Here is a 19,877-nt window from a genome sequence, read left to right as displayed (position 1 = left end):
GTTGCCGGACGATTTGTTGCATTTCCGTCCTTCCACGTTTTTGTTCCTTCTACTGTTGTTTGACCTACCTTTGTATTTGTAATGTCATAACCTTTTACCTCGGATTTATATCCATCTACCGATTGTTCTTTCACTGTATAGATGTAAGCTACCCCGTTTGTATCGTATGCTTGGAGTTTTTCAAATGTATACTTCCAGTTTGTTGCCGCTGTTGCTTCTTTTGTGTCTACTACTTTACCGTTTTGTAGTAAATCTACTTTAACTAGGCTTGGGCGATCTGTTGCGTTGTTATCGTTCCAAGTCTTTGTTCCTTCTACTTTCGTTTCGCCTACTTTTGTATTCGTAATGTCATAACCGCTTACACTAGATTGATATCCCACTACTAGTTGTTCTTTCACTTCATACTGATAAGCTATTCCATTTGCATCGTATGCTTCTAAATCTGCAAATATATATTTCCAACCCATTACTGCTAGTACGTCTTGTGTTTTGATCACGTTTCCGTTTTGTAGTAAGTCTACTTTGATCATCGTCGGACGATTTATTGCGTTTCCGTCTTTCCAAGTCTTCGTTCCTTCTACTGTTGTTTGCGCTACTTTTGTATTTATGATGTCATAACCTTTTACCTCGGATTTATATCCATCCACCGGTTGTTCTTTTACTTCATACTTGTACGCATTGCCTTCGGCATCATATGCCGCTAAGTCTTTGAATCCATATTTCCAACCTGTTGCTTCACTTGCTTCTTGTGTCGCAATTACTTGGCCATTTTGTAGTAAGTCTAATTTAATTGTTGCCGGACGATTTGTTGCATTTCCGTCCTTCCACGTTTTNNGTTCCTTCTACTGTTGTTTGCGCTACTTTTGTATTCGTAATGTCATAACCGTGAACTTCGGATTTATATCCATCCACCGGTTGCTCTTTTACTGTATACGTATAAGCAACACCACTCGCATCATATGATTCTAAATTTGTAAATGTATATTTCCAACCATTTGCCGCTGTTACTTCTTTTGTGTCTACTACATTTCCATTTTGTAGTAAGTCTATTTTGATTGTTGCCGGACGGTCTGTTGCATTTCCGTCTTTCCACGTCTTCGTTCCTTCTACTGTCATTTTCGCTACTTTTGTATTTGTGATGTCATAACCTTTTACTTCGGATTTATATCCCGCTACAGGTTTTTCTTTTACCGTATACGTGTAAGCAACACCGTTCGCATCAAATTGTGCTAAGTCTGCAAATGTATATTTCCAACTGTTTGCTGCTGTTACGTCTTGTGTTTGAATTACGTTTCCATTTTGCAATAAGTCTACTTGGATTGAGCTTGGACGATCTGTTGTATTGTTATCATTCCAAGTTTTCGTTCCTGAAACAGATGTTTTTGCATCTTTTGTATTCGTAATGTTGTAGCCATTTACTTCCGATTTGTATCCCGCTACCGGTTTTTCTTTTACTGTATACGTATAAGTATTACCATCATTATCATATGCTGGTAAATCTGCAAACGTATAGTTCCAGTTATTCGCTGCTGATACATCTTGTGTTTTGATTGAATTTCCATTTTGCAGTAACTCTACTTGGATTGAGCTTGGGCGATCTGTTGCATTGTTGTCATTCCAAGTTTTCGTTCCTGAAACAGATGTCGTTTTCACTTTATTCGGAATCATAAGCTTTACACCTTTTTCAGCATTTGCATCAATTGTAAAAGGCACTTTTACTTGAGGATCAAAATCCAAATAGTTTGGACCTGTAATCTCTTGCACATAGTAATTTCCTGGGTCTAGATTAGGGACTTCAACCATACCTTGTCCATCCGTTGTATAAGTATCGCCAATTTGTTCACCTGATTCCTTATACAGCTTAAACGTAACATCTGGGAGGAGTTTTGTTTCATCTCCGTCAATGTGCTTCACGATTCTTAACGTTCCTTTAGGCGGTAAATCACCGTCAGCACCGCCACCTGCGTTTATATTATCAGCCCAGGACTGCTCTGAAAACGTTACTGGTTGCTCATTTAAGATTTGGTAATTAATTGTATAATTATTGAAAAAAACTTTTTGGGTCATTCCACTTTCAGCTATAGTAGCTGTATACCTTAAACTTATGTTCTTACCGCTACTCTGATCTTTATCAAACCTAACTTCGAAAGAATTACCATTAAAGGTAATCGTCCCATAACCCCCATCATTAAATTGTTGAGGTGTTAAATTTTGATTTCCAACAGCTATACTAAAACCATCCTGATCCAGCGTTTGCCCCGGCTGTAAAGTATCAGTCAAAACTATATCAGAACTAAGTTGTTCCCGGTTATTATTTATAGGTATTTCCCACTTCACTTTAGTTGGAGCATCCGCATCCATTCTACCTGCTTTATAGACAAATGGTGCTGTACCTCCACCACCTTCAGTTGGACCCTTAATTGTGATCCTTTGCGTTTGTAATTGTGTACCTAAGTTTGTATCAACTGTGAGCGTTTGTCCCGTTGCTACATTCTTAGTTGCTTGAACCCCAAAATAAAAATATCCTCTAATATTTTGAAGTTTCTCAACAACATCACTAAATGTACATATCACATTCGTTGATGTTACTTGGCAAGTACCAAAGCTTACACCTGCCTCATTTTTTAAATCAATCATTCTAGCATAGCCCTGTAATTCGGGTGGTAATGTTAATGTTAGTGTGTCTCCAGCCTTCATTTTATTTCCAGATTTATCACTAAAATCAACTTTTATTCCCGTTCGTTCTCCGTAAGTTAGATCCGTTTTGTCGAACTTAAATGTATCAACAAATCCTGTTGTATTTAATTCTTGTGCATTTGCTACTATAGGTACCAAACTCTGCCCTATCGTCAACATAAACAGTATTAGACTTAAAAAAATCGAAACTACTCTTTTTATCATGTCATTCTCCTATTAATTATAATTAGATGGATTCTAATATGAATTTACAATGACAATGACTTAATAGGCTGATGACATACCGTTTCTTTCAACTGTTATAAACTAAAAAACTTGAAAATAGATTTTATAAACGATTTCTCTATCCTCCAATAAGCTTCAATTCTTTAATCTAACATTAATTTCACTAAGTTTACTATTTACAAATTTAATAGTTATTGATATTATTGTAACTAGTGAAGTTACGTTTATCATCATCCCTATCAAATCTTGAAAGCTTGTATTATATCTACCATCTTATGGATAGCATAAATTTCTGATTAATAATGTTTTCATTTCAATGCCATCAGTTTATTCATACTACTTTCTATTACTTTCAGATTCATAACATCTGTATGTCCCAATTTACCAGAACCTTCTACCCCCTCCTACAGGCATTACCCCCATGTTCTCATCTATAATATAAAACTATTTAGATACCAAAAATAGCTTCTGTAACTTTTGTAACTGATTTTGTAATTAAAAAAACAAACTTAAATTAATACCTCATTTGGGATAAACTTGTTATTTTATACTCCCTCCTACAGACACCTAAATATCATCCTTAAGTGCTTGTGCTAAACCTCTGCCTAAATTTTGATTCATTTAGTAAAAACCACAAACAATTTTGTTTATTCATGTACCTCCTATATAGCATTTCCTAGGTTTATAATTAATTAGTCTTATACTTTTTAAAAGAATGAACAGTAACGTTCACTAATTTGTGTCAGCTTATGAATTTAGAATTTTAATCACAATCTACATGATTTATAAACCTCATGGTTAAATCTCGCTATACCAAACCTTCAATTAAGTTCTCAGCATAATGACTAGATTCATAATTAATTGTAGTTGCTTATTTCTTTATTTGCATGAAACCCAACTTCCCATTGCTAGACGGCACAATGGGCCTCAATTCCCTTTACAAATATTTGTAATAAATGTGCGCTTAAGTAATTAAAGTGTCATAAGAATAACAGAATACTCACACTCTACTTTTACTAATTAATCTCATCTCAGTCACCCCGCTATCTATACCCGATATAATATATAAAATAAAACAAAGAAAGAGCAGTAAGCGTAAATATCAATTAGATGTATACTAAACTGAATTTTCAGTATTTTCAGTTTAAATAAGGGTCTTTTCAGCCACTCTTTCTTTGTATTATGAGTTTAGCACTAAATATAAAGTATAACAAGACAAAAAAATTCAATTTTCGCGTAATTTCGACATTTTTTTCGCAAAACAAGACTGGTCGTTAATTAGTATTAATCACCATATATATCCATAAACTTAAGAGTTTTATGACACTCTCACAATAAAAAATTGTACATTTTCATCTTGAGAAGTCATTTTTTATTTTTGGGATATTTTTTTAGCTTGGTGGTGATGAAAAGTGATCCCCATTAAGCTAATTCCCCCATTTCACAAATTTGAGCAAAAACACCCGAATAATATCTTGTTTGAATTGTTTTACTTTAAAACATTTACCTTATTACGCTTCCATTTATCTTTTCAAAAACATAACTTCGTTTCGAAAGCTTTGCAACGGAACTAGAAATATATAGTATCACATCAAAAAATATAAATCTATATTGATTTTTTTTTAATAATTTATATATAATTATAATTAATATAAATTAAAAGTCAATATCAATTAGATATGAGGGGGGAGTATAGACAGGACAAAACATTTAGTAGGAAAGCAAGCCCATGTTTCGAAAAGAATGAAGTAATGCCAAATAAAAATGATTAGATTAATACAATTGGAATCCAAATTAGATTACAAAATCGATTTTGGATATTGGTAAGAAGTCATTCTATTTAATGCTAAATGAGGACACACAGAATAATAGCAAATTAGGAAATGTAATATGTTCTTGCTTCCATTTCTTATAGTATTTAATAACTTTTGACTTCAATCTGGCTTTATATAAAGCTTTTTCAACTTGAGAAATGAGCACAGTTACTCCTTTGCTCACAAATTAACTGTATAGCTTCCGACATCCCATTTTTCTATTTAAAAATTTAAATTGCATAATAATCGAACGACGCTTCTCTAGATTCTTGATATTTTTGGTGAATTTGTAACAGAACCTTTAGTCACAGGCAATATTCTTTAAATACAATATTTTATCGTCTTAGGAGGAAACAGTATGAAAGGTTCAAAGTTTTTGTATAAAGCTCCCCTTATATTGACAATGAGTGCCGTGTTGATGGGGTGTAACACAGCAAAACAAGAACAGTCAAACAAGGATACAGCTACACAAGAAAAATCTACAGAGAAAAATACGCAATGGTCATATGAAGGGACTACTAGCCCAGAGCACTGGGGAGAATTGAAACCAGAGTACAAAATGTGTTTAAATGGGCAAGAACAATCTCCGATAGATATCAAAACAGAACAAATAAAATCAACAGTTGAGGATACTAATCATTTGCAAATTAATTATCAACCGATATCATTCTCTATTAAAAATAATGGACATAGTATTGAGGGGAAAGCAAATAGTTCTGATGATTATCTCACGCTTGGAGAAAGTCGTTACACATTAAAACAATTCCATTTCCATACACCAAGTGAACATCAATTTGAAGGAAAACATGCAGATATGGAACTACATCTGGTCCATCAAAATGATCAAGGTCAATTAGCAGTAGTAGGTATTATGATAAAAGAAGGACAAAAAAACGAAGGTTTTGCAGAAATGTGGGAAAATCTCCCGAACAGCAAAAATTCACAGATTGATGTGCAACATACTATTGATGTAAAACAGCTTCTTCCTTCAGATCATTCGTCATTCCGTTACATGGGTTCGTTGACAACACCTCCTTGTACAGAAAATGTCCAGTGGATTGTGATGAAACAGACAATAGAAATGTCCAAAAAACAAATTGAAACGTTTCATAAATTATTCCCAACGAATAACCGACCAGTTCAGCCGATTAATGGAAGAGAAGTATCGTAGACATAAGGAATTGTGGTTGTGGTGCAAAGATAAAATAAAAGAGAATATAGAGCATATATTTCTGGCGGAATTGTATTTTATGCTGTTAGACCAAACAAGTGATGGATGAATTCTTTCTGATTTTGGACAGACTGGTCCGGTAAATCAATCTGTTCTTTTTTAATCATATGCATGGCTTCCACACCACTCAATATAGAAGTTGCAGTTTTAAATGACTTAAACCCCAACATAGGACGCACACGTTTCTTAATAAAACGATGATCTTGTTCCACTATATTATTGAGATATCTAACTTGCCTTATCTTTATGCCTTCGGGCATATGTTTCTCTTCTTTCAACGCTTGAATCGCTACAGGATAGGCAGGGGTTTTTATCTACTGTTATCACACGAGGTTTAGAAATATACGAAAAAGCCAAGGCTTTCTTGAAAAAGCGCTTGGCTGCTTGTTTATCCCTTGTTTATCCCTTGATTTACTTAGATAAAAATCAATGGTATTCCCTTCTGAATCAACGGCACGATATAAATACATCCATTGCCCTTTCACTTTAATATAGGTTTCATCGACTCTCCATGAATCGTTTGTTGATTTAAGATGATGTCGTATTTTCTCTTCTAATTGAGGTCCATATTGATGAACCCATCGCGGCTAATTGCGTAAAATAATCGTGTTTGTCCATATAACATAACAAGTAATACAGTTGTAATTCCAGTAATCGCTCCTAAAGAAATGAAACCAGCAACCCAATCTTGTTGAATGTATTGTAGTGCAAATGCAACAGGGTTTTTCACACCTAACTGATCGTAAGGTACAATCCCAGGTGAACTACCCGCCACTTAACGTCCTAACGGACTGTTTGAAGTGGGGGCTTCTCGGTTAATCATTACTTTTGATAGCTAACGAATTCGTCCTAAGACAGCCGAGCTAAGTCCCTTGTTCCAAAGGTTATTTTATTGCTATTTATGCTAACGCTAATAGGCGTATTGCTTCATTTTTGATATTGATAGCTGCGTTATAATCTCTATCGAGATTTACACCGCATATACAAGAATAGACTCGTTCAGACAATGTCATATTTTTTACATTTCCACAACTGCTACATGTTTTTGTGGAAGGAAACCATTTGTCTATTTTCACAAGTTGTTTTCCTTGTTCGTTTAGTTTATAAGCTAAGAAAGAAGTGAACATACCCCACCCATTATCAGCAACACTTTTTCCAAAATGAAGTGCTTGCGACATTCCTTTCATGTTTAGGTCTTCAATAGCTACAATATCAAAATTAGCAGCTAACTTTTTAGACTCATGATGAAGGAAATTCTTACGTTGGTTCGCTACTTTTTCATGTAACTTAGCTACACGGATACGTTGTTTATTCTGACGAATAGAACCTTTTGTTCTTCTTGATAATACTCGTTGTGCCTTTGCTAACCGGTCTAACATTTTACGATAGAACTTAGGATAATTGGCTTTCTCATCCTCAGAACTGACGTATAATCCATCCATCGCAAAGTCTAATCCAACAACTGTTTCTACTTCTTTTTGTACAATCTCTTTTTCGTATTCAGTCAAGATGGACACATAGTATTTACCGGTAGGTGTCATAGAAATCGTGCATGACTTGATCATATAATCTTGTGGTATTTCTCTATGTTGTTTGATACGTACCATTTTCAGTTTTGGCAATTTGATATGACCATTAAGCAACATAATATTTCCGTTTACTACATTCGTTGTATAAGACTTTCTGTCTTTTTTACTTTTGAATGTTGGGAAGTCATTTTGACCACTAAAGAAATTCTTATAGGCAGTTTGCAAGTTTAGTTGAGCATTTGCCAAAGCTAATGAATCAACTTCTTTTAACCACTCAAATTCTGCTTTATATTTCGCGGGAGTTGGAGGCTTTTGTTTCTTTAGTTGCTCCTTATCATCTTTGTATTTTTCGTACGCTTCTTTTCGTTCAGCTAACATTTTATTATACACGAAACGTACACAACCGAAGGTTTTACGCATAAGATATGCTTGTTCTTCTGTTGGATACAAACGGAATTTATATGCTTTATTATGCTTTGTCATATCATTTCACCTCACTTTTCACCTTGATTTTCAATATATTTCTTTACTACGTCTATTGGCGAACCACCAGTAGTTAGTAAGCAAAAACTTCTTGACCAAAACATCTCTTTCCAAAGTTTCTTTTTCACTTGTGGAAAGTCTCTCTTGATTAGTCGAGAACTTGCACTTTTATACGCATTAATAAATTTTGTCATTTCTGTATTCGGATGTGCCTTGAACAAAATATGAACATGGTCTACATCATGATTCCACTCTATCAGTGTTATGTTGTAATTCTCGGATAACCTGACAAACATGTCTTTTGCATAGTCTGATATATCATCATCGAACACATTTCTTCTGTATTTTACGACCAACACAAGATGATAATACAACAAGAACACTGAATGATTATTGCTATCTAATTTCATTCGTATACCAACCTTTATTCTCTATAGGACTGATTTTATCAGAGGCAAAATAAAAAGCAAAGCCTTTTGGCTACACCAAACCGACATTCATCTCCCACCTATCGTTGGGCTACGCCCTTCACACGCTTGAGGAAGGAGAATTCTTTCGGAGAATACGTTAAATCCCAACCTAAAATCCAAGCGATTAATTCCCCAAATGTTGCATAGCTATAAGTGTACGCACTACCGGATACCGTTACAGTTGATGCAAATTCAGAATAACATAAGGCTGCAAATACACAGGCTAAACCGGATAAAATAAACGACAAAACAAGTGCGGGTCCTGCGTGTTCTGCTGCGGCAACACCGGTAAGAACGAAAATCCCAGTTCCGATGATAGCGCCGACCCCGAGCATAGTAAGATCAAATGCACTGAGTTCTTTTTTTAAAGATGCTCCTTTTTGTTCTGACTGTGCTAATAATGCTGAAATAGATTTTTTTCGAAATAGATTCATATAGATACCTCACTTCTAGTTGTTTTAATATTCTGAAAAATAATATCATTTTGTCGTATAATGTCGAATATTTGTAGTTCGTATTTTAATTCAAATAAATATTTTTGTAAATTCTTATTTTTATAAAATTCAATCTTTTGAGTGTACCTTATTTCTTTTCACTTAATCCCTCTGTTTCAAATGTATTCATTTAAGAGAAGGACTTATATCCCTATATAAGTCCTAGGGGATTGTTTGCATATTGACTTTAGTTTTATGTACAATAAAGGTAAAGATATAGTCTGAAACAGGAAGAGGAAAACCATGTCCAATTCATTAGTAAATTTACGTATCGATTTTGCATTTAAGCAGCTATTTGGCACAAATGGGAATGAAGATATTTTAGTTGCCTTTTTAAATGCCATATTAAAAGATTCTTTAGAATCACCTATTGTTGCCCTACAATTAGAAGATCCACATTTGCATCGAGAATATGAAGAAGATAAATTATCAATTTTAGATATTTCGGCTACATTAAATACAGGAACAAAGGTAAATGTAGAAATACAATTGAATAACAATCACGATATGATCAAACGAAGCTTATATTATTGGGGAAGGTTATACACCTCTCAATTGCAAAAAGGAATGCCTTATAGTTCGCTTCATAAAACAATTACCATAAACTTGTTAAACTTTGTGATGTTTCCAGAATACGAATCATTTCATACAACAGGAATCCTTTGGAATCAGCAACAACAAAAGTTATTAAGTGACGATATAGAAGTTCATATTGTAGAGATTCCAAAGTTACTACAGCAATGGCGTGAAGAGAAAGTTAATCCATGGGAAGACTCGTTTGTTCGTTGGTTATTATTATTACCAGCGAATGAAGATGAGTATCTCACACAAACATTGGAGGACATTGCCATGAACCAAGATCCGATTTTACAAAAAGCAATGAATAAGTGGGAACGTATGAGTCAAGATTCTTCTTTCCGTCAAGCATATGAAGCAAGAGAAAAGGCCTTAATGGATGAGGCTGCAAAATTTGCTCATGCTCGTAATGAGGGGAAAAAAGAAGGCATTCAAGAAGGGGTTCAGCAAGGAAAAATACAGATGATTAAAGGTATGCATGAACTTGGTGTACCACTTGAAACAATTGCTAAAGCCAGTAAATTAGGCATAAATGAGGTTAAACGTATTTTAGAACAAGAATAATCAGCTCAAAAAAAGAACCAATTAATTTGGTTCTTTTTTTGAGCTATTTGTCAACTAGGGGTAACACCACATGCCCATCAACTTAAAAATTTAGAATTACCCCAAAACGAAAAAGAGTCCTAAATTAATAAGACTCTTTTTACCTTTCTCAAATGTAAACTTTTTAATATTGGTTTATATTAATATTAGGATTATATAGTATTTAAAATCTAATTAAATTATAAATGCTAAAATAACATTATATACTTTATATACATTAAGATTTCTTGAATTTTCTATATAAAAGAACAACAATAGAAATTACCAATCCTAATACACAAAAAGTAAATAATATGATTTTTTTAGTAGATAACAATTCAGTTTCAAAAAAAGTCATATTTCCTACCATTAATATCTGTATAAAAAATATAAAAATAAAGTAATATAAAAACCGATTATTTTGTTTCAAATAATCCCTCCTAACAGGAATATATATCCATCTTATACATTTAATATATGAATATCAACATTTAAAATAATACAATAATGCATATCGATGAATATTAATAATAGCAAGGGAATACTTGTAAACTGATCTATACTGCATTCCCTTATTGTATGTATGCTATATTTCTATCCTTCTTTTTCCGACATTAGAACTCTACAAAAATAGCAACCACATTTAATTTTTAAACAAACCGAAAAAACCTTTCCGTTTTTGTTTCTGATTTTGATTTTGATTCTGCGTATCTCTAATGTTTTCAAGCAATAACTGATCCCGTTTCTCTAACTTTTTCTCTATAAAAACTTCTAATTCGCTATTTTTCTTCTACTTCCGTTAATTTTCTCTCCGTATTGGGGTAGCATCACATGCCTATCAACCTAAAAGAACGGGTTGCCCCCAAAACGAAAAAATAGTACATTTCCACTTAGAGACTCCAATTTTCTCCTTTTAAGGTGTTTGCTTTTCTTAGCTTGATGGTGATATGGTGCTACCCCTATCTGGGAAATACCCAAAAATAAATTGATTATTGAGATATGAAGTCTAATTTTCTTAATATAAACTTCCATATTGGTTCTTCACCTGTCACTATAGAAGCACTTCCAACCATTCCTGTATTCAAATCATATAATTCCTTTGTATCGATTGTCGCCTCTAATTCATAGACATAATCTTTAGAATCTTTATCGAAAATAGGCTGCGCAGATATATATGTTACTTTGCCCATTTGTTTATCTGTTTTCTTTAACTTAAACGAATACTGTACTTTATCACCTTTTTTAATCCCTTTTACCTCCTGAGCTGACAGTAAAATTTTCACCTTTTTTTCAGCCTCTTTCGGTATAACTGAAACGATTTCTTGACCAGAATCAATTAAATCACCTGGTTGCAAAATAGAAGGAAATTGTACAATCCCATTTTGATGTGCCTTTATAATCATCGTTTCATGTTGATTACGTAACCCATCCAACTCTTGTTTTTTTACAAATATCTCTTGTTCTAAAGATTGAATCCGCTGATTAACTGAAATTACTGTATCCTCTTTGTATTGATTTAGAGCATTTTTCTTTTGTTCTTGCTTTCCTTCGGTTGTTACATCAACTTTTTTTCTGTCACTTTCTAAAGTATCTTTTCGCTGTTGGATTCGTTTTTCTATACTATTTTGTTGAGATTTTAAAGATTCAACTTTATCATTTAACAATTGTTTTTGTTCTTCTAAAATAGTTTCTTTCATTTTTTGTTTTTCAATCGATTTCATTTCGCTTTGAATATTTTCCTGCTCCACAATTAATCCTTGTAAAACCTCATCTTGTTCATTTGAAATTTTACTACCCGCTATCACTTCAATTTCATTTTCTTTTTCAATTTGTAAAGTTTTAAATTTTTGTTCATATGCTTTGTATTCTTCACTTATTTTTTTATCCACCTCATCAGAAAAAGACGGTTTATGCAATTGAATACTCTTTTTCAACTGTTCTAACATTCCTTTGTTTTCTTCTAAATGTTTAACAATTTGATTTAATTGATTTTGTTTATTTGTTAGTTCTTGATTCTTTAACTGAACCAAAGTATCCCCTTTTTTCACCTCATCACCAGATCGAACAGAAACACTTTCTACAATACCAGCAATTTGATTTTGAGATACACTTACCTCTGATTTTCCTTTTATCATTGCTGTTCCTTTGCTCACAATATCTAATTTTCCAACATATGCCCAAATCATAAATCCCAATAAACTTATACAAAGAAAACATATTAATACCGAAATAAACCGAGGGGGCTTTTTCTCTAATAACTCCACACTATCTGTTAGTTGATCAAAAGAATATATTTTACTCATATTGCCCACCTCGCATTGCATGTGATTGTAATTCTATATGCTCTACATGAATTGTTTGATTCTTCCAAAGACGATAATATTCACCTTTATGGAATAATAATTCTTCATGAGAGCCTCGTTCAATAATATTTCCTTTTTCCATTACGACAATTTGATTTGCATGTTGAATTGTACTTAATCTATGAGCAATCATAATTACCGTTATTCCTTGCGATCCTAATTCTTTTAGCATATCTGTAATAAGTTTTTCAGTTGAAGAATCTAAATTACTTGTGGCTTCATCTAATATCAAAATGTCTGGTTGTTTTAATAATGCCCGTGCAATTGCTAAACGTTGTCTTTGTCCACCGGATAAATTTGATGCATTTTCTTCTAAAAAAGTTTCATAGCGTAACGGTAATTCGCTAATAAACTCATGTACACAAGCTTGTTTACATACTTGTATAATTTCTTCCAAAGTAACTTGTCTTTCTAAACCAAAACATAAATTTTCATATATGGAAGCACTAAAGAAGAAGGACTCTTGAGAAACATATGCAATTTTATCTCTAAGTACAGTACGATTTATCTCTTTAATATGGTAATCATCATAGTAGATGTCACCTTCTTGAGGTTTGTAATAATGCATCAACAATTTCGAAATCGTTGTTTTTCCGGAACCACTTTCTCCTACAAAAGCTACTTGATTACCAGGTTCAATAGAAAAGCTAATATTATTTAAAACATCCCTACGTGTTCCATAGCGAAATGTAACATTTGAGAACTCTATTTTGCCAGATAATTTCCCTGGAGAAACTTTATTGTTTTCATTTTCACTTTTTTCAGCATCTAAATCAAAGATTTCATTTAGCCTTTCCCCAGCAACTAATGCTGACTGCATAGTAGGTTGAATTCCAATTAAATTTTCAATTGGATTTAAAAAATAAGCTAAAAGTGCATTATATGTAATTAATTCCCCTATTGTCATATTCCCTTTTAATACTTGTATGGCACCAACCCAAAGAATGACTGTACCTCCTATTAACTCCAGTCCCATCTTAATAGATCCTTGTAAATTCGATAACATTCCTCTTTTAAATACATGCTTTAATAAATTTACAAAACGATTTTCAGTTTGAAAAAACACCTCTTTTTCAGCGTTGTAAGACTTTATCGTTGCAATACCATTTAAAGACTCAACTAAATAAGCATTTAATTTTGCATTACTCTCCATCTCTTCCCTATTAATAATTTGATAGGGTTTATGAAAAGCAAAAATAATCCCAATGTAAAAAGGAATTAACAATAAAGTAACACCAAATAACGTTGCATTATGTGTATATAATAAAATCCCTCCCAATGTAACCATTACTGTATCAAGCATTAAGGTAACCGTTATCGTTGATAATGCTTCACGTATTTTACTTGCATCCATAAATCGAGAAATTATTTCCCCTACTTTTCTTGTTTCGAAAAAATTCATTGGTAATCCTACAACATGTCTATAATAACCAAGCATTAATTGAATATCTATTCGCCTACTTAAATATAAAATTAAATGTGTACGAAAATATGAAAGTAAAACTTTGAATATATACAATATAATGATTCCAATTGATACAATATGAAGTGTCTGTAACAACTGATTAGTCAGAATATCATCAATTAAAAATTTAAAATAAAACGCTCCCAATAATCCGAATAAATTAAAAAAGATAGAAGCAAAAAATAAAGGTACTAATAAATTCGTTTGAGATTTTAATAACGATAAAAAACGAGAGAAAGTACCTTGAGTTTCTTTTCCTTTTTGAAAATTTTGTCCGGGAGACAGTAACACCAAAATACCTGTCCACATTTGACAAAATTCACCCAATAAATATGTAATCAATCCCTTTTCTGGATCAGCAATATAAATTTTATTATCCTTAACTTTGTAAATAACTACATAATGTAAAAAACCATTATTCCCTACAATGTGAGCAATTGCAGGTAGAGGTATTTCTTTTAAATCCTCTGGTTTTGTTGCTTTTACACCCTTAACATCGAAGCCTAATTTTCCCCCAGCTTCTATCAAACCTTTTATATTAGTTCCTTCTAAATCCGTACCAGCTACCTCTCTAATTTTTGAAATAGGCATTGTAAATCCATAATGCCGAGAAATCATTGCAAGACATGCTGGACCACAATCTTTTAAATCCTGTTGCTTAATATAAGTAAATTTCTTTTTAAACAAAGTCGCAGCCTCATTTCTTTATATCAAAATATTTAACTCTAATATTATATGCCTATGACAGAAAAATACAGAGAATATGCATTTTTGCATAATTGTTGTTTTTTCCTTTTTCTTCATGATATTGTAAATGGAGTGATTGTTATATTTTGATTATTTGTTTTTTTAAGAATAAATAACGAATTAAAACAGCCATAAAATATATTAAAAGGAGAATGATATTATGAAACTTGAAACACTTACAGAAAAAGAAATGTTAGAAATTTCAGCAGGTGGCATGGATAGATGTGTTGCAGGTATTGCAGCTGGAGCTGGCGCAGGATTTATTTCTGGATCAGGAAAAACATGGGCATTAGGTCCATATGGTGTAATCTATGGTGGCGGCGCAGGAGCTTTAATTGGCGGCGTTCTTGGTGGTATGGGTGCTTGCAATAAATAAAATATCTTAATTTTTTCGAATAATTAAATAATCAAAACTAAAATGTTATTTATAGGAGGATACATACTATGAAACTTGAAACACTTACAGAAAAAGAAATGCTAGAAATTTCAGCAGGTGGCAGCATGGGAAAATGTCTTACAGGTATTGCCCTTGGAGCTGGCGCAGGATTTATTTCTGGATCAGGAAAAACATGGACATTAGGTCCATATGGTGTAATCTATGGTGGCGGCGCAGGAGCTTTAGTTGGCGGCGTTCTTGGTGGCACTAAAACTTGCTAAACAAAATATTCAAATAAAAAACGATTAGATTAAGATGAAACTTCTTAATCTAATCGTTTTTATTTGAAATCTTAATTTTAACCTTTATAACACTTTATTTTTTATAATAGTGTAATACTCAAATTTCAACATAAAAAGACATTAATGTTAACACATTTAGTATAACTTTTTTAAATTTAATAGTGATACTACATACATAAAAAGTCCAAAAACTATACCTCCACCACTCCATAAACAGATATCAAATAAAGAAATAGATATTTTTTCTGAACTTAAATAAGGAAAAACATAACACATAAAAACAAACATTTGCAGTCCCCAAGATATTCCAGCTTTAAAACTTGATTTCTTTAATAGATTTTTTTGCTCTAGAAATTCTTCTTTTGTTCCACATTCGGTAACATTTAATTTACCCTTTTTCATTTTGAATATTACATAATTCGAATAAATTATATTAATTAAAAAAATAATTATTGTCCCTACTGATGTAGTCTGATTCATAGTATCAATTATTAACATAATAAGCATCGCTAACATATTTAAATACCATAAACCAACCCCTGCAAAAGCCAGTTCTTTATCTATTTCTTGTTTTTGATATTCATCTCTATCGTTTATTGCTCCTATAAATGTTGTATATATTTTCTCTCTCCATCTCTGCATCATAATTTAACTCTCCTCCCAAAATAAAGTATTTAAATCTGTTTTTAAAGCCTTTGCTATTTCAATACATAAAGATAAAGAAGGGTTATACTTATTATTTTCAATTAAATTTATTGTTTGCCGAGCAACATTAACCTTTCTAGACAATTCTAATTGAGAAAGTCCTTCTAACTTTCGGTATTTAGTAACATTATTCAAATGTACACCACCTTCAATAATTAATGTCGTATATATAAGACATTTTAACCTTGAATTTTAAAAATGTCAAATATATGTGACTAAAACCAAAATAATGTATTCAATAAAATATTAATTTAAAATCGAAATGTAAACTTTTGAATATTTGTTTACATAAAATAAAAAGAAGATCAAACTAGAAAAACAATCTAGTTCGGTCTTCTTTTTATTTTAAATTCATTAATGATTGCTCTTTTCACATCACTATAAAATACCATTATCATCATTCCCAATATAGTCATAAATAAAGAAATTCCTTCAATACCAATAAATATCCCTATAAATATAAGAACAATACCTATAAAAAAGCCAAAATCATTTCCCTCATCATCATCTTCACACTCACCCTTATCCTTTTTATCTAACTCCTCTCGAGCATTCCCTGATCCCTTTATTAACTCATCAATTGTTACTTCATATAATTCACTAAGTAAAATCAAATTATCAATATCAGGATAACTTCTATTGCTCTCCCATTTATAAACAGCTTGTCTAGTCACTCCAATTTTTCGAGCTACATCTTCTTGTGAAAAGCTTTTTGATTCACGAAACTTTTTCAATTGCGAACCTAAATTCATATTATTCACCTCTAAAAAATCATTACATATAAACCCCTAATCAATAAAGAAACCATTAATCTAATATATGTAAACTAATGGTTCACATATTCAAATCCTTACTAAATTACCCTCTACATTCAATTAATACAATGTTATCAGAAACAAAAAAAGAATCCCATAAACATAGGACTCTTTTTTACTTTTATCAAATGTAAACTTTTTATTAGAAGTTTACTTTCAATTTCACTAAAAAAAAGCCAAAAGATGACATTGAATAAGTCATCTTTTGGCCTCAAAACATCTATAAAATTTTATTATTTTTCCTGATTTTCTACTTTTTCAGTTTTAGAACTGAATCCACTTTTAAATCCATCGAAAAAATCACAACCACCTAATGAAAAAACAAATACACATAATAGACCTATCATAATACCTTTTTTATATTTCACCCTATAACATCCTCCATAAACACAACTTAATATTGCAATTATAATATATAAATTAGAAATATCTATGAAAACAATCTTAAATTTACCTTAAATAATTAGACTGTTGTTATCATTTCTGAAAGTAAACTTTTAAATATTAGTTTACTTTCATTCTCCCTTAATCCTTGACTTCATTCACACCAAAATCCCTGATACAAACTAAACAACAAAGGTATACATTCAAAACACCATACATAAAGAAATCCCTTCAGAAACAGACTAAAGGGATTTTTCCTTCACAAAATTAAGTCTTACGAGATTTTGAAAAAAGACAAACGAGCGGCTGGTTGATTACTACCTGTATCACCCCCTATCGCAATTGACTGTCCACTAATATTAACGAGAGTAATTGTATCTCCAGCAACGACTTGAAAAAATCCAAAAGCAACAACTTCTTGTCCTGCTGCAGTTCCATAATTTGCTCCATCCAATCCTGGAGGATTATTATTACGAGATATAGTTACTCCAACAGGTCCTGCTTGATTTGCAGAAGACATTAAAGCACCAATAAAATAATAAATGCCAGGCACTTGAATTGTAAATGTACTAATTCCATCAAATAAAACATTATTTAATAGAACAGTTGCAGGGCTAAAATCGACTAGAGCAAAATTAGCAAGAGTTTGTGGTGTAGTTGTTAAAACACTAGCACTAGCAGTTGAGATTGTTCCTGTTGGTCCTGTTGATCCTGTTGGTCCCGTTGGTCCTGTTGGCCCTGTCGGTAATGTAAAAGATGGAATAGGTGGTAATGTAGGACCAACCAAATTTGGATCTAATGCAGAAGCACTCAACGATTCACTCAGTATAAAATCTTTTGAAAAATTTTCATTTAACATAATTCACCTCCAAAAAAACTACTATCATAACTAATAAATGCACAATATAAATAAAGTGATACAATATAAAATCATCTTTAATAAAATGGGTTCTGGTACAAAAACTTCAGGACAATTGCAGTAAATCTACAAACCTTGGCCCTACTGATACTACTAATCTAAAGAAGGTGCGTGATTGGTATGGAAAAGGAAAATGTATTCAAATGGAAGCATTATTATCAACCTGATATTATTTTATTAACGGTACGACCTCAGTTTTCGTGATTTAGTGGAAATGATGGAGGAGCCGGGCTTATCCATTTCTCATACAACGATTATGCGTTGGGTTCATCAGTACGGCTCTGAATTGGACAAACGAATCCGGCGTCACCTTAAGCAAATACCCCCTAGAGAGTCGATGGAACATATATCAAAGTAAAAGGTCAATAGATGTACCTGTATCGTGCTGTTGATTCCAATGGAAATACAATCGATTTTTACCTAAGCAAAACAAGAGACCAGAAGACTGCAAAGTTCTTTTTCAAGAAGGCCTTGCAGTCTTTTCATGTTTCCCCCCGTGTTATAACAGTCGATAAAAATCCAGCTTATCCTATAGCAATTGAACAGTTAAAATAAAAAAAGCATACCTGGTGGTATGCGACTTAGACAACAAAAGTACTTGAATAACATAGTAGAACAAAATCATCACTTTATAAAGAAGCGAATTTGTTCTATGTTAGGGTTCAAATGTTTTGACTCAGCTATCTAGAGTAGAAGCCATGCATATGATGAAAAAAGAACAGGTTGGTTTACGGGACCAGTCTGTTCAAAATCAGAAAGAGTTCATCCATCAATTGTTTGGACTTACAGCATAAGATACAATTCCATTAGGAATCTATGCACTTTATTATCTTTTATTCTATTTTTGCACCAGAACCTAAAAAGATACATTATAAAACAATTCCAACTTTCTTTTTTGCTCCGAAGTTAATTCATTTTCTCCATAACCTTTTATAAGTAAATCAGTTATTTCGTGAGCATATTTGGCATTTGTGAGTTTTATTAACGCTTCAAGTTTTTCTTTAGAGTAACTAGAAATTTTAATGCTATTCTGTTGATTATTAAACTTCTTTTTCTTTGGTGTTTGCATTTTCTTTTCCGTATTAATATATAAATCCGAGCTGTCAGTAATAGGCGTAACTGTTACTACAAATGAATTATTATTACTCCTATTTAAAACTTTTTTGCTTATTACTTATTCTCCAACATCTCATAAAGATGCTTGTACATATCTTTATATCCCTTAGAATGCCCATTTGTTAAATTGGTATCTACATAGTGTTCAACAAACATATCAATGATGTTGTTAATTGATGTTTTATCCATACCTTCTTGTTCTTCTATAAATGGTTTAAGGGTATTTAGCTTTAGCGAAACAGCTGGTGAATTTTTAGCTGTTTTAGATAGAATAAAGTCAAATAATTTGAATCCATAACCTCCTATTCAGGGGGGATTATATTAGTGGAGCCTGGTTAGAATATATTTTGTTTCAGATTTTGGTTTTACAAATCAAATATAGTACGTGAAATTTTCTAGTCATTTACATTTCTGAAAACTCTTATCTTTCTTATTAACGTGGTATTATTTGGTTATTAAGGTTTGTTTTAATACTTAATTTAAACTTTACATGATTTATTTAAGTTTATTAGCTAAATTATACGGAGGATGTCTTATGAAATATTGTCCTAACTGTGGTAATGGTAATAAGTTTTGTGGCAATT

The 19,877-nt window shown here is 32.2% G+C and carries 16 protein-coding genes and 7 pseudogenes; 5 read left to right on the top strand and 18 right to left on the bottom strand.

Annotated features, from left to right (window positions below):
• The 3 genes and pseudogenes from COC96_RS28395 to COC96_RS23300 form a co-directional block, all read right to left on the bottom strand.
• The coding region (locus tag COC96_RS28395; RefSeq protein ID WP_373604892.1) for a Cna B-type domain-containing protein at positions 1–647 on the bottom strand (647 nt) is incomplete at its 3' end.
• A 12-nt stretch (positions 648–659) separates the two neighbouring features.
• A pseudogene (locus COC96_RS28595) lies at positions 660–791 on the bottom strand (Cna B-type domain-containing protein); the annotation flags it as partial.
• The gene (locus tag COC96_RS23300) at positions 787–2,697 is read right to left on the bottom strand and encodes a Cna B-type domain-containing protein (RefSeq protein ID WP_441296598.1); all 1,911 of its coding nucleotides are present in this window, start codon (positions 2,695–2,697) and stop codon (positions 787–789) included. The pseudogene COC96_RS28595 and the gene COC96_RS23300, both read right to left, overlap by 5 nt.
• 2,397 nt (positions 2,698–5,094) lie before the next feature.
• Between COC96_RS23300 and COC96_RS23295 the strand changes: the two genes are divergently transcribed.
• Positions 5,095–5,907, top strand: a complete 813-nt coding sequence (locus COC96_RS23295) for a carbonic anhydrase (protein ID WP_098269473.1) — start codon at positions 5,095–5,097, stop codon at positions 5,905–5,907.
• 77 nt (positions 5,908–5,984) lie between these two features.
• On the opposite strand, the pseudogene COC96_RS23290 reads toward COC96_RS23295, so the two are convergent.
• From COC96_RS23290 to COC96_RS23265, 5 genes and pseudogenes are all read right to left on the bottom strand, one after another.
• Positions 5,985–6,512: pseudogene (locus tag COC96_RS23290) on the bottom strand (IS6 family transposase).
• A gap of 26 nt (positions 6,513–6,538) precedes the next feature.
• Positions 6,539–6,724 (bottom strand): annotated as a pseudogene (locus tag COC96_RS23285) (amino acid permease); the annotation flags it as partial.
• A 142-nt stretch (positions 6,725–6,866) separates the two neighbouring features.
• The gene (locus COC96_RS23280) at positions 6,867–7,979 is read right to left on the bottom strand and encodes an RNA-guided endonuclease TnpB family protein (RefSeq protein WP_098269474.1); all 1,113 of its coding nucleotides are present in this window, start codon (positions 7,977–7,979) and stop codon (positions 6,867–6,869) included.
• A gap of 11 nt (positions 7,980–7,990) precedes the next feature.
• On the bottom strand, positions 7,991–8,389 hold the full coding sequence (gene tnpA / locus COC96_RS23275; RefSeq protein ID WP_070142913.1) for an IS200/IS605 family transposase: 399 nt from the start codon (positions 8,387–8,389) through the stop codon (positions 7,991–7,993).
• A gap of 158 nt (positions 8,390–8,547) precedes the next feature.
• Positions 8,548–8,883 (bottom strand): annotated as a pseudogene (locus tag COC96_RS23265) (amino acid permease); the annotation flags it as partial.
• A 303-nt stretch (positions 8,884–9,186) separates the two neighbouring features.
• Between COC96_RS23265 and COC96_RS23260 the strand changes: the two are divergent.
• On the top strand, positions 9,187–10,083 hold the full coding sequence (locus COC96_RS23260; RefSeq protein ID WP_098269475.1) for an Rpn family recombination-promoting nuclease/putative transposase: 897 nt from the start codon (positions 9,187–9,189) through the stop codon (positions 10,081–10,083).
• A gap of 661 nt (positions 10,084–10,744) precedes the next feature.
• Here COC96_RS23260 and COC96_RS23250 read toward each other — a convergent pair.
• The 3 genes and pseudogenes from COC96_RS23250 to COC96_RS23235 all read right to left on the bottom strand — a co-directional run.
• A pseudogene (locus tag COC96_RS23250) lies at positions 10,745–10,919 on the bottom strand (MerR family transcriptional regulator); the annotation flags it as partial.
• Between the two features lie 171 nt (positions 10,920–11,090).
• The gene (locus tag COC96_RS23240; RefSeq protein ID WP_098769472.1) at positions 11,091–12,404 is read right to left on the bottom strand and encodes an HlyD family efflux transporter periplasmic adaptor subunit; all 1,314 of its coding nucleotides are present in this window, start codon (positions 12,402–12,404) and stop codon (positions 11,091–11,093) included.
• Entirely contained in the window at positions 12,397–14,616 is a 2,220-nt protein-coding gene (locus tag COC96_RS23235) for a peptidase domain-containing ABC transporter (protein ID WP_098769471.1), read from the bottom strand. The genes COC96_RS23240 and COC96_RS23235 overlap by 8 nt, the downstream gene beginning before the upstream one ends.
• Before the next feature lie 220 nt (positions 14,617–14,836).
• On the opposite strand from COC96_RS23235, the gene COC96_RS23230 reads away from it, so the two are divergent.
• Entirely contained in the window at positions 14,837–15,052 is a 216-nt protein-coding gene (locus COC96_RS23230; RefSeq protein ID WP_098269480.1) for a hypothetical protein, read from the top strand.
• Between the two features lie 68 nt (positions 15,053–15,120).
• Complete coding sequence (locus COC96_RS23225) at positions 15,121–15,333, top strand: hypothetical protein (RefSeq protein ID WP_098269481.1); 213 nt, start codon at positions 15,121–15,123, stop codon at positions 15,331–15,333.
• Between the two features lie 156 nt (positions 15,334–15,489).
• On the opposite strand, the gene COC96_RS23220 is transcribed toward COC96_RS23225, so the two are convergent.
• The 5 genes from COC96_RS23220 to COC96_RS23205 all read right to left on the bottom strand — a co-directional run bounded on the left by COC96_RS23220 (position 15,490) and on the right by COC96_RS23205 (position 18,117).
• Complete coding sequence (locus tag COC96_RS23220) at positions 15,490–15,999, bottom strand: DUF3278 domain-containing protein (protein ID WP_373561081.1); 510 nt, start codon at positions 15,997–15,999, stop codon at positions 15,490–15,492.
• 3 nt (positions 16,000–16,002) lie between these two features.
• Positions 16,003–16,194: a helix-turn-helix transcriptional regulator gene (locus COC96_RS23215; protein ID WP_098269483.1), complete on the bottom strand. Its 192-nt coding sequence runs from the start codon at positions 16,192–16,194 to the stop codon at positions 16,003–16,005.
• Positions 16,195–16,382: 188 nt separating this feature from the next.
• On the bottom strand, positions 16,383–16,811 hold the full coding sequence (locus tag COC96_RS23210) for a helix-turn-helix domain-containing protein (RefSeq protein ID WP_098769469.1): 429 nt from the start codon (positions 16,809–16,811) through the stop codon (positions 16,383–16,385).
• A gap of 296 nt (positions 16,812–17,107) precedes the next feature.
• The gene (locus COC96_RS28225) at positions 17,108–17,242 is read right to left on the bottom strand and encodes a hypothetical protein (RefSeq protein ID WP_257142446.1); all 135 of its coding nucleotides are present in this window, start codon (positions 17,240–17,242) and stop codon (positions 17,108–17,110) included.
• A 290-nt stretch (positions 17,243–17,532) separates the two neighbouring features.
• Complete coding sequence (locus COC96_RS23205; protein ID WP_098769467.1) at positions 17,533–18,117, bottom strand: exosporium leader peptide-containing protein; 585 nt, start codon at positions 18,115–18,117, stop codon at positions 17,533–17,535.
• A 180-nt stretch (positions 18,118–18,297) separates the two neighbouring features.
• Between COC96_RS23205 and COC96_RS23200 the strand changes: the two are divergent.
• Positions 18,298–18,971, top strand: a pseudogene (locus COC96_RS23200) (IS6 family transposase).
• Between the two features lie 62 nt (positions 18,972–19,033).
• On the opposite strand, the gene COC96_RS23195 reads toward COC96_RS23200, so the two are convergent.
• Together COC96_RS23195 and COC96_RS28220 are read right to left on the bottom strand one after the other, a co-directional pair.
• Positions 19,034–19,246, bottom strand: coding sequence for a hypothetical protein (locus tag COC96_RS23195; protein ID WP_306471701.1), 213 nt, complete (start codon positions 19,244–19,246; stop codon positions 19,034–19,036).
• Positions 19,247–19,347: 101 nt separating this feature from the next.
• Positions 19,348–19,560 (bottom strand): annotated as a pseudogene (locus COC96_RS28220) (hypothetical protein); the annotation flags it as partial.
• Positions 19,561–19,877: the final 317 nt, after the last annotated feature.

The sequence above is a fragment of the Bacillus cereus genome, from assembly GCF_002577405.1.
Taxonomy (GTDB): Bacteria; Bacillota; Bacilli; order Bacillales; family Bacillaceae_G; genus Bacillus_A; species Bacillus_A cereus_AU.
Note: the sequence above shows the minus strand (reverse complement) of the source record. Positions and strands in the feature narration are given on the sequence as shown.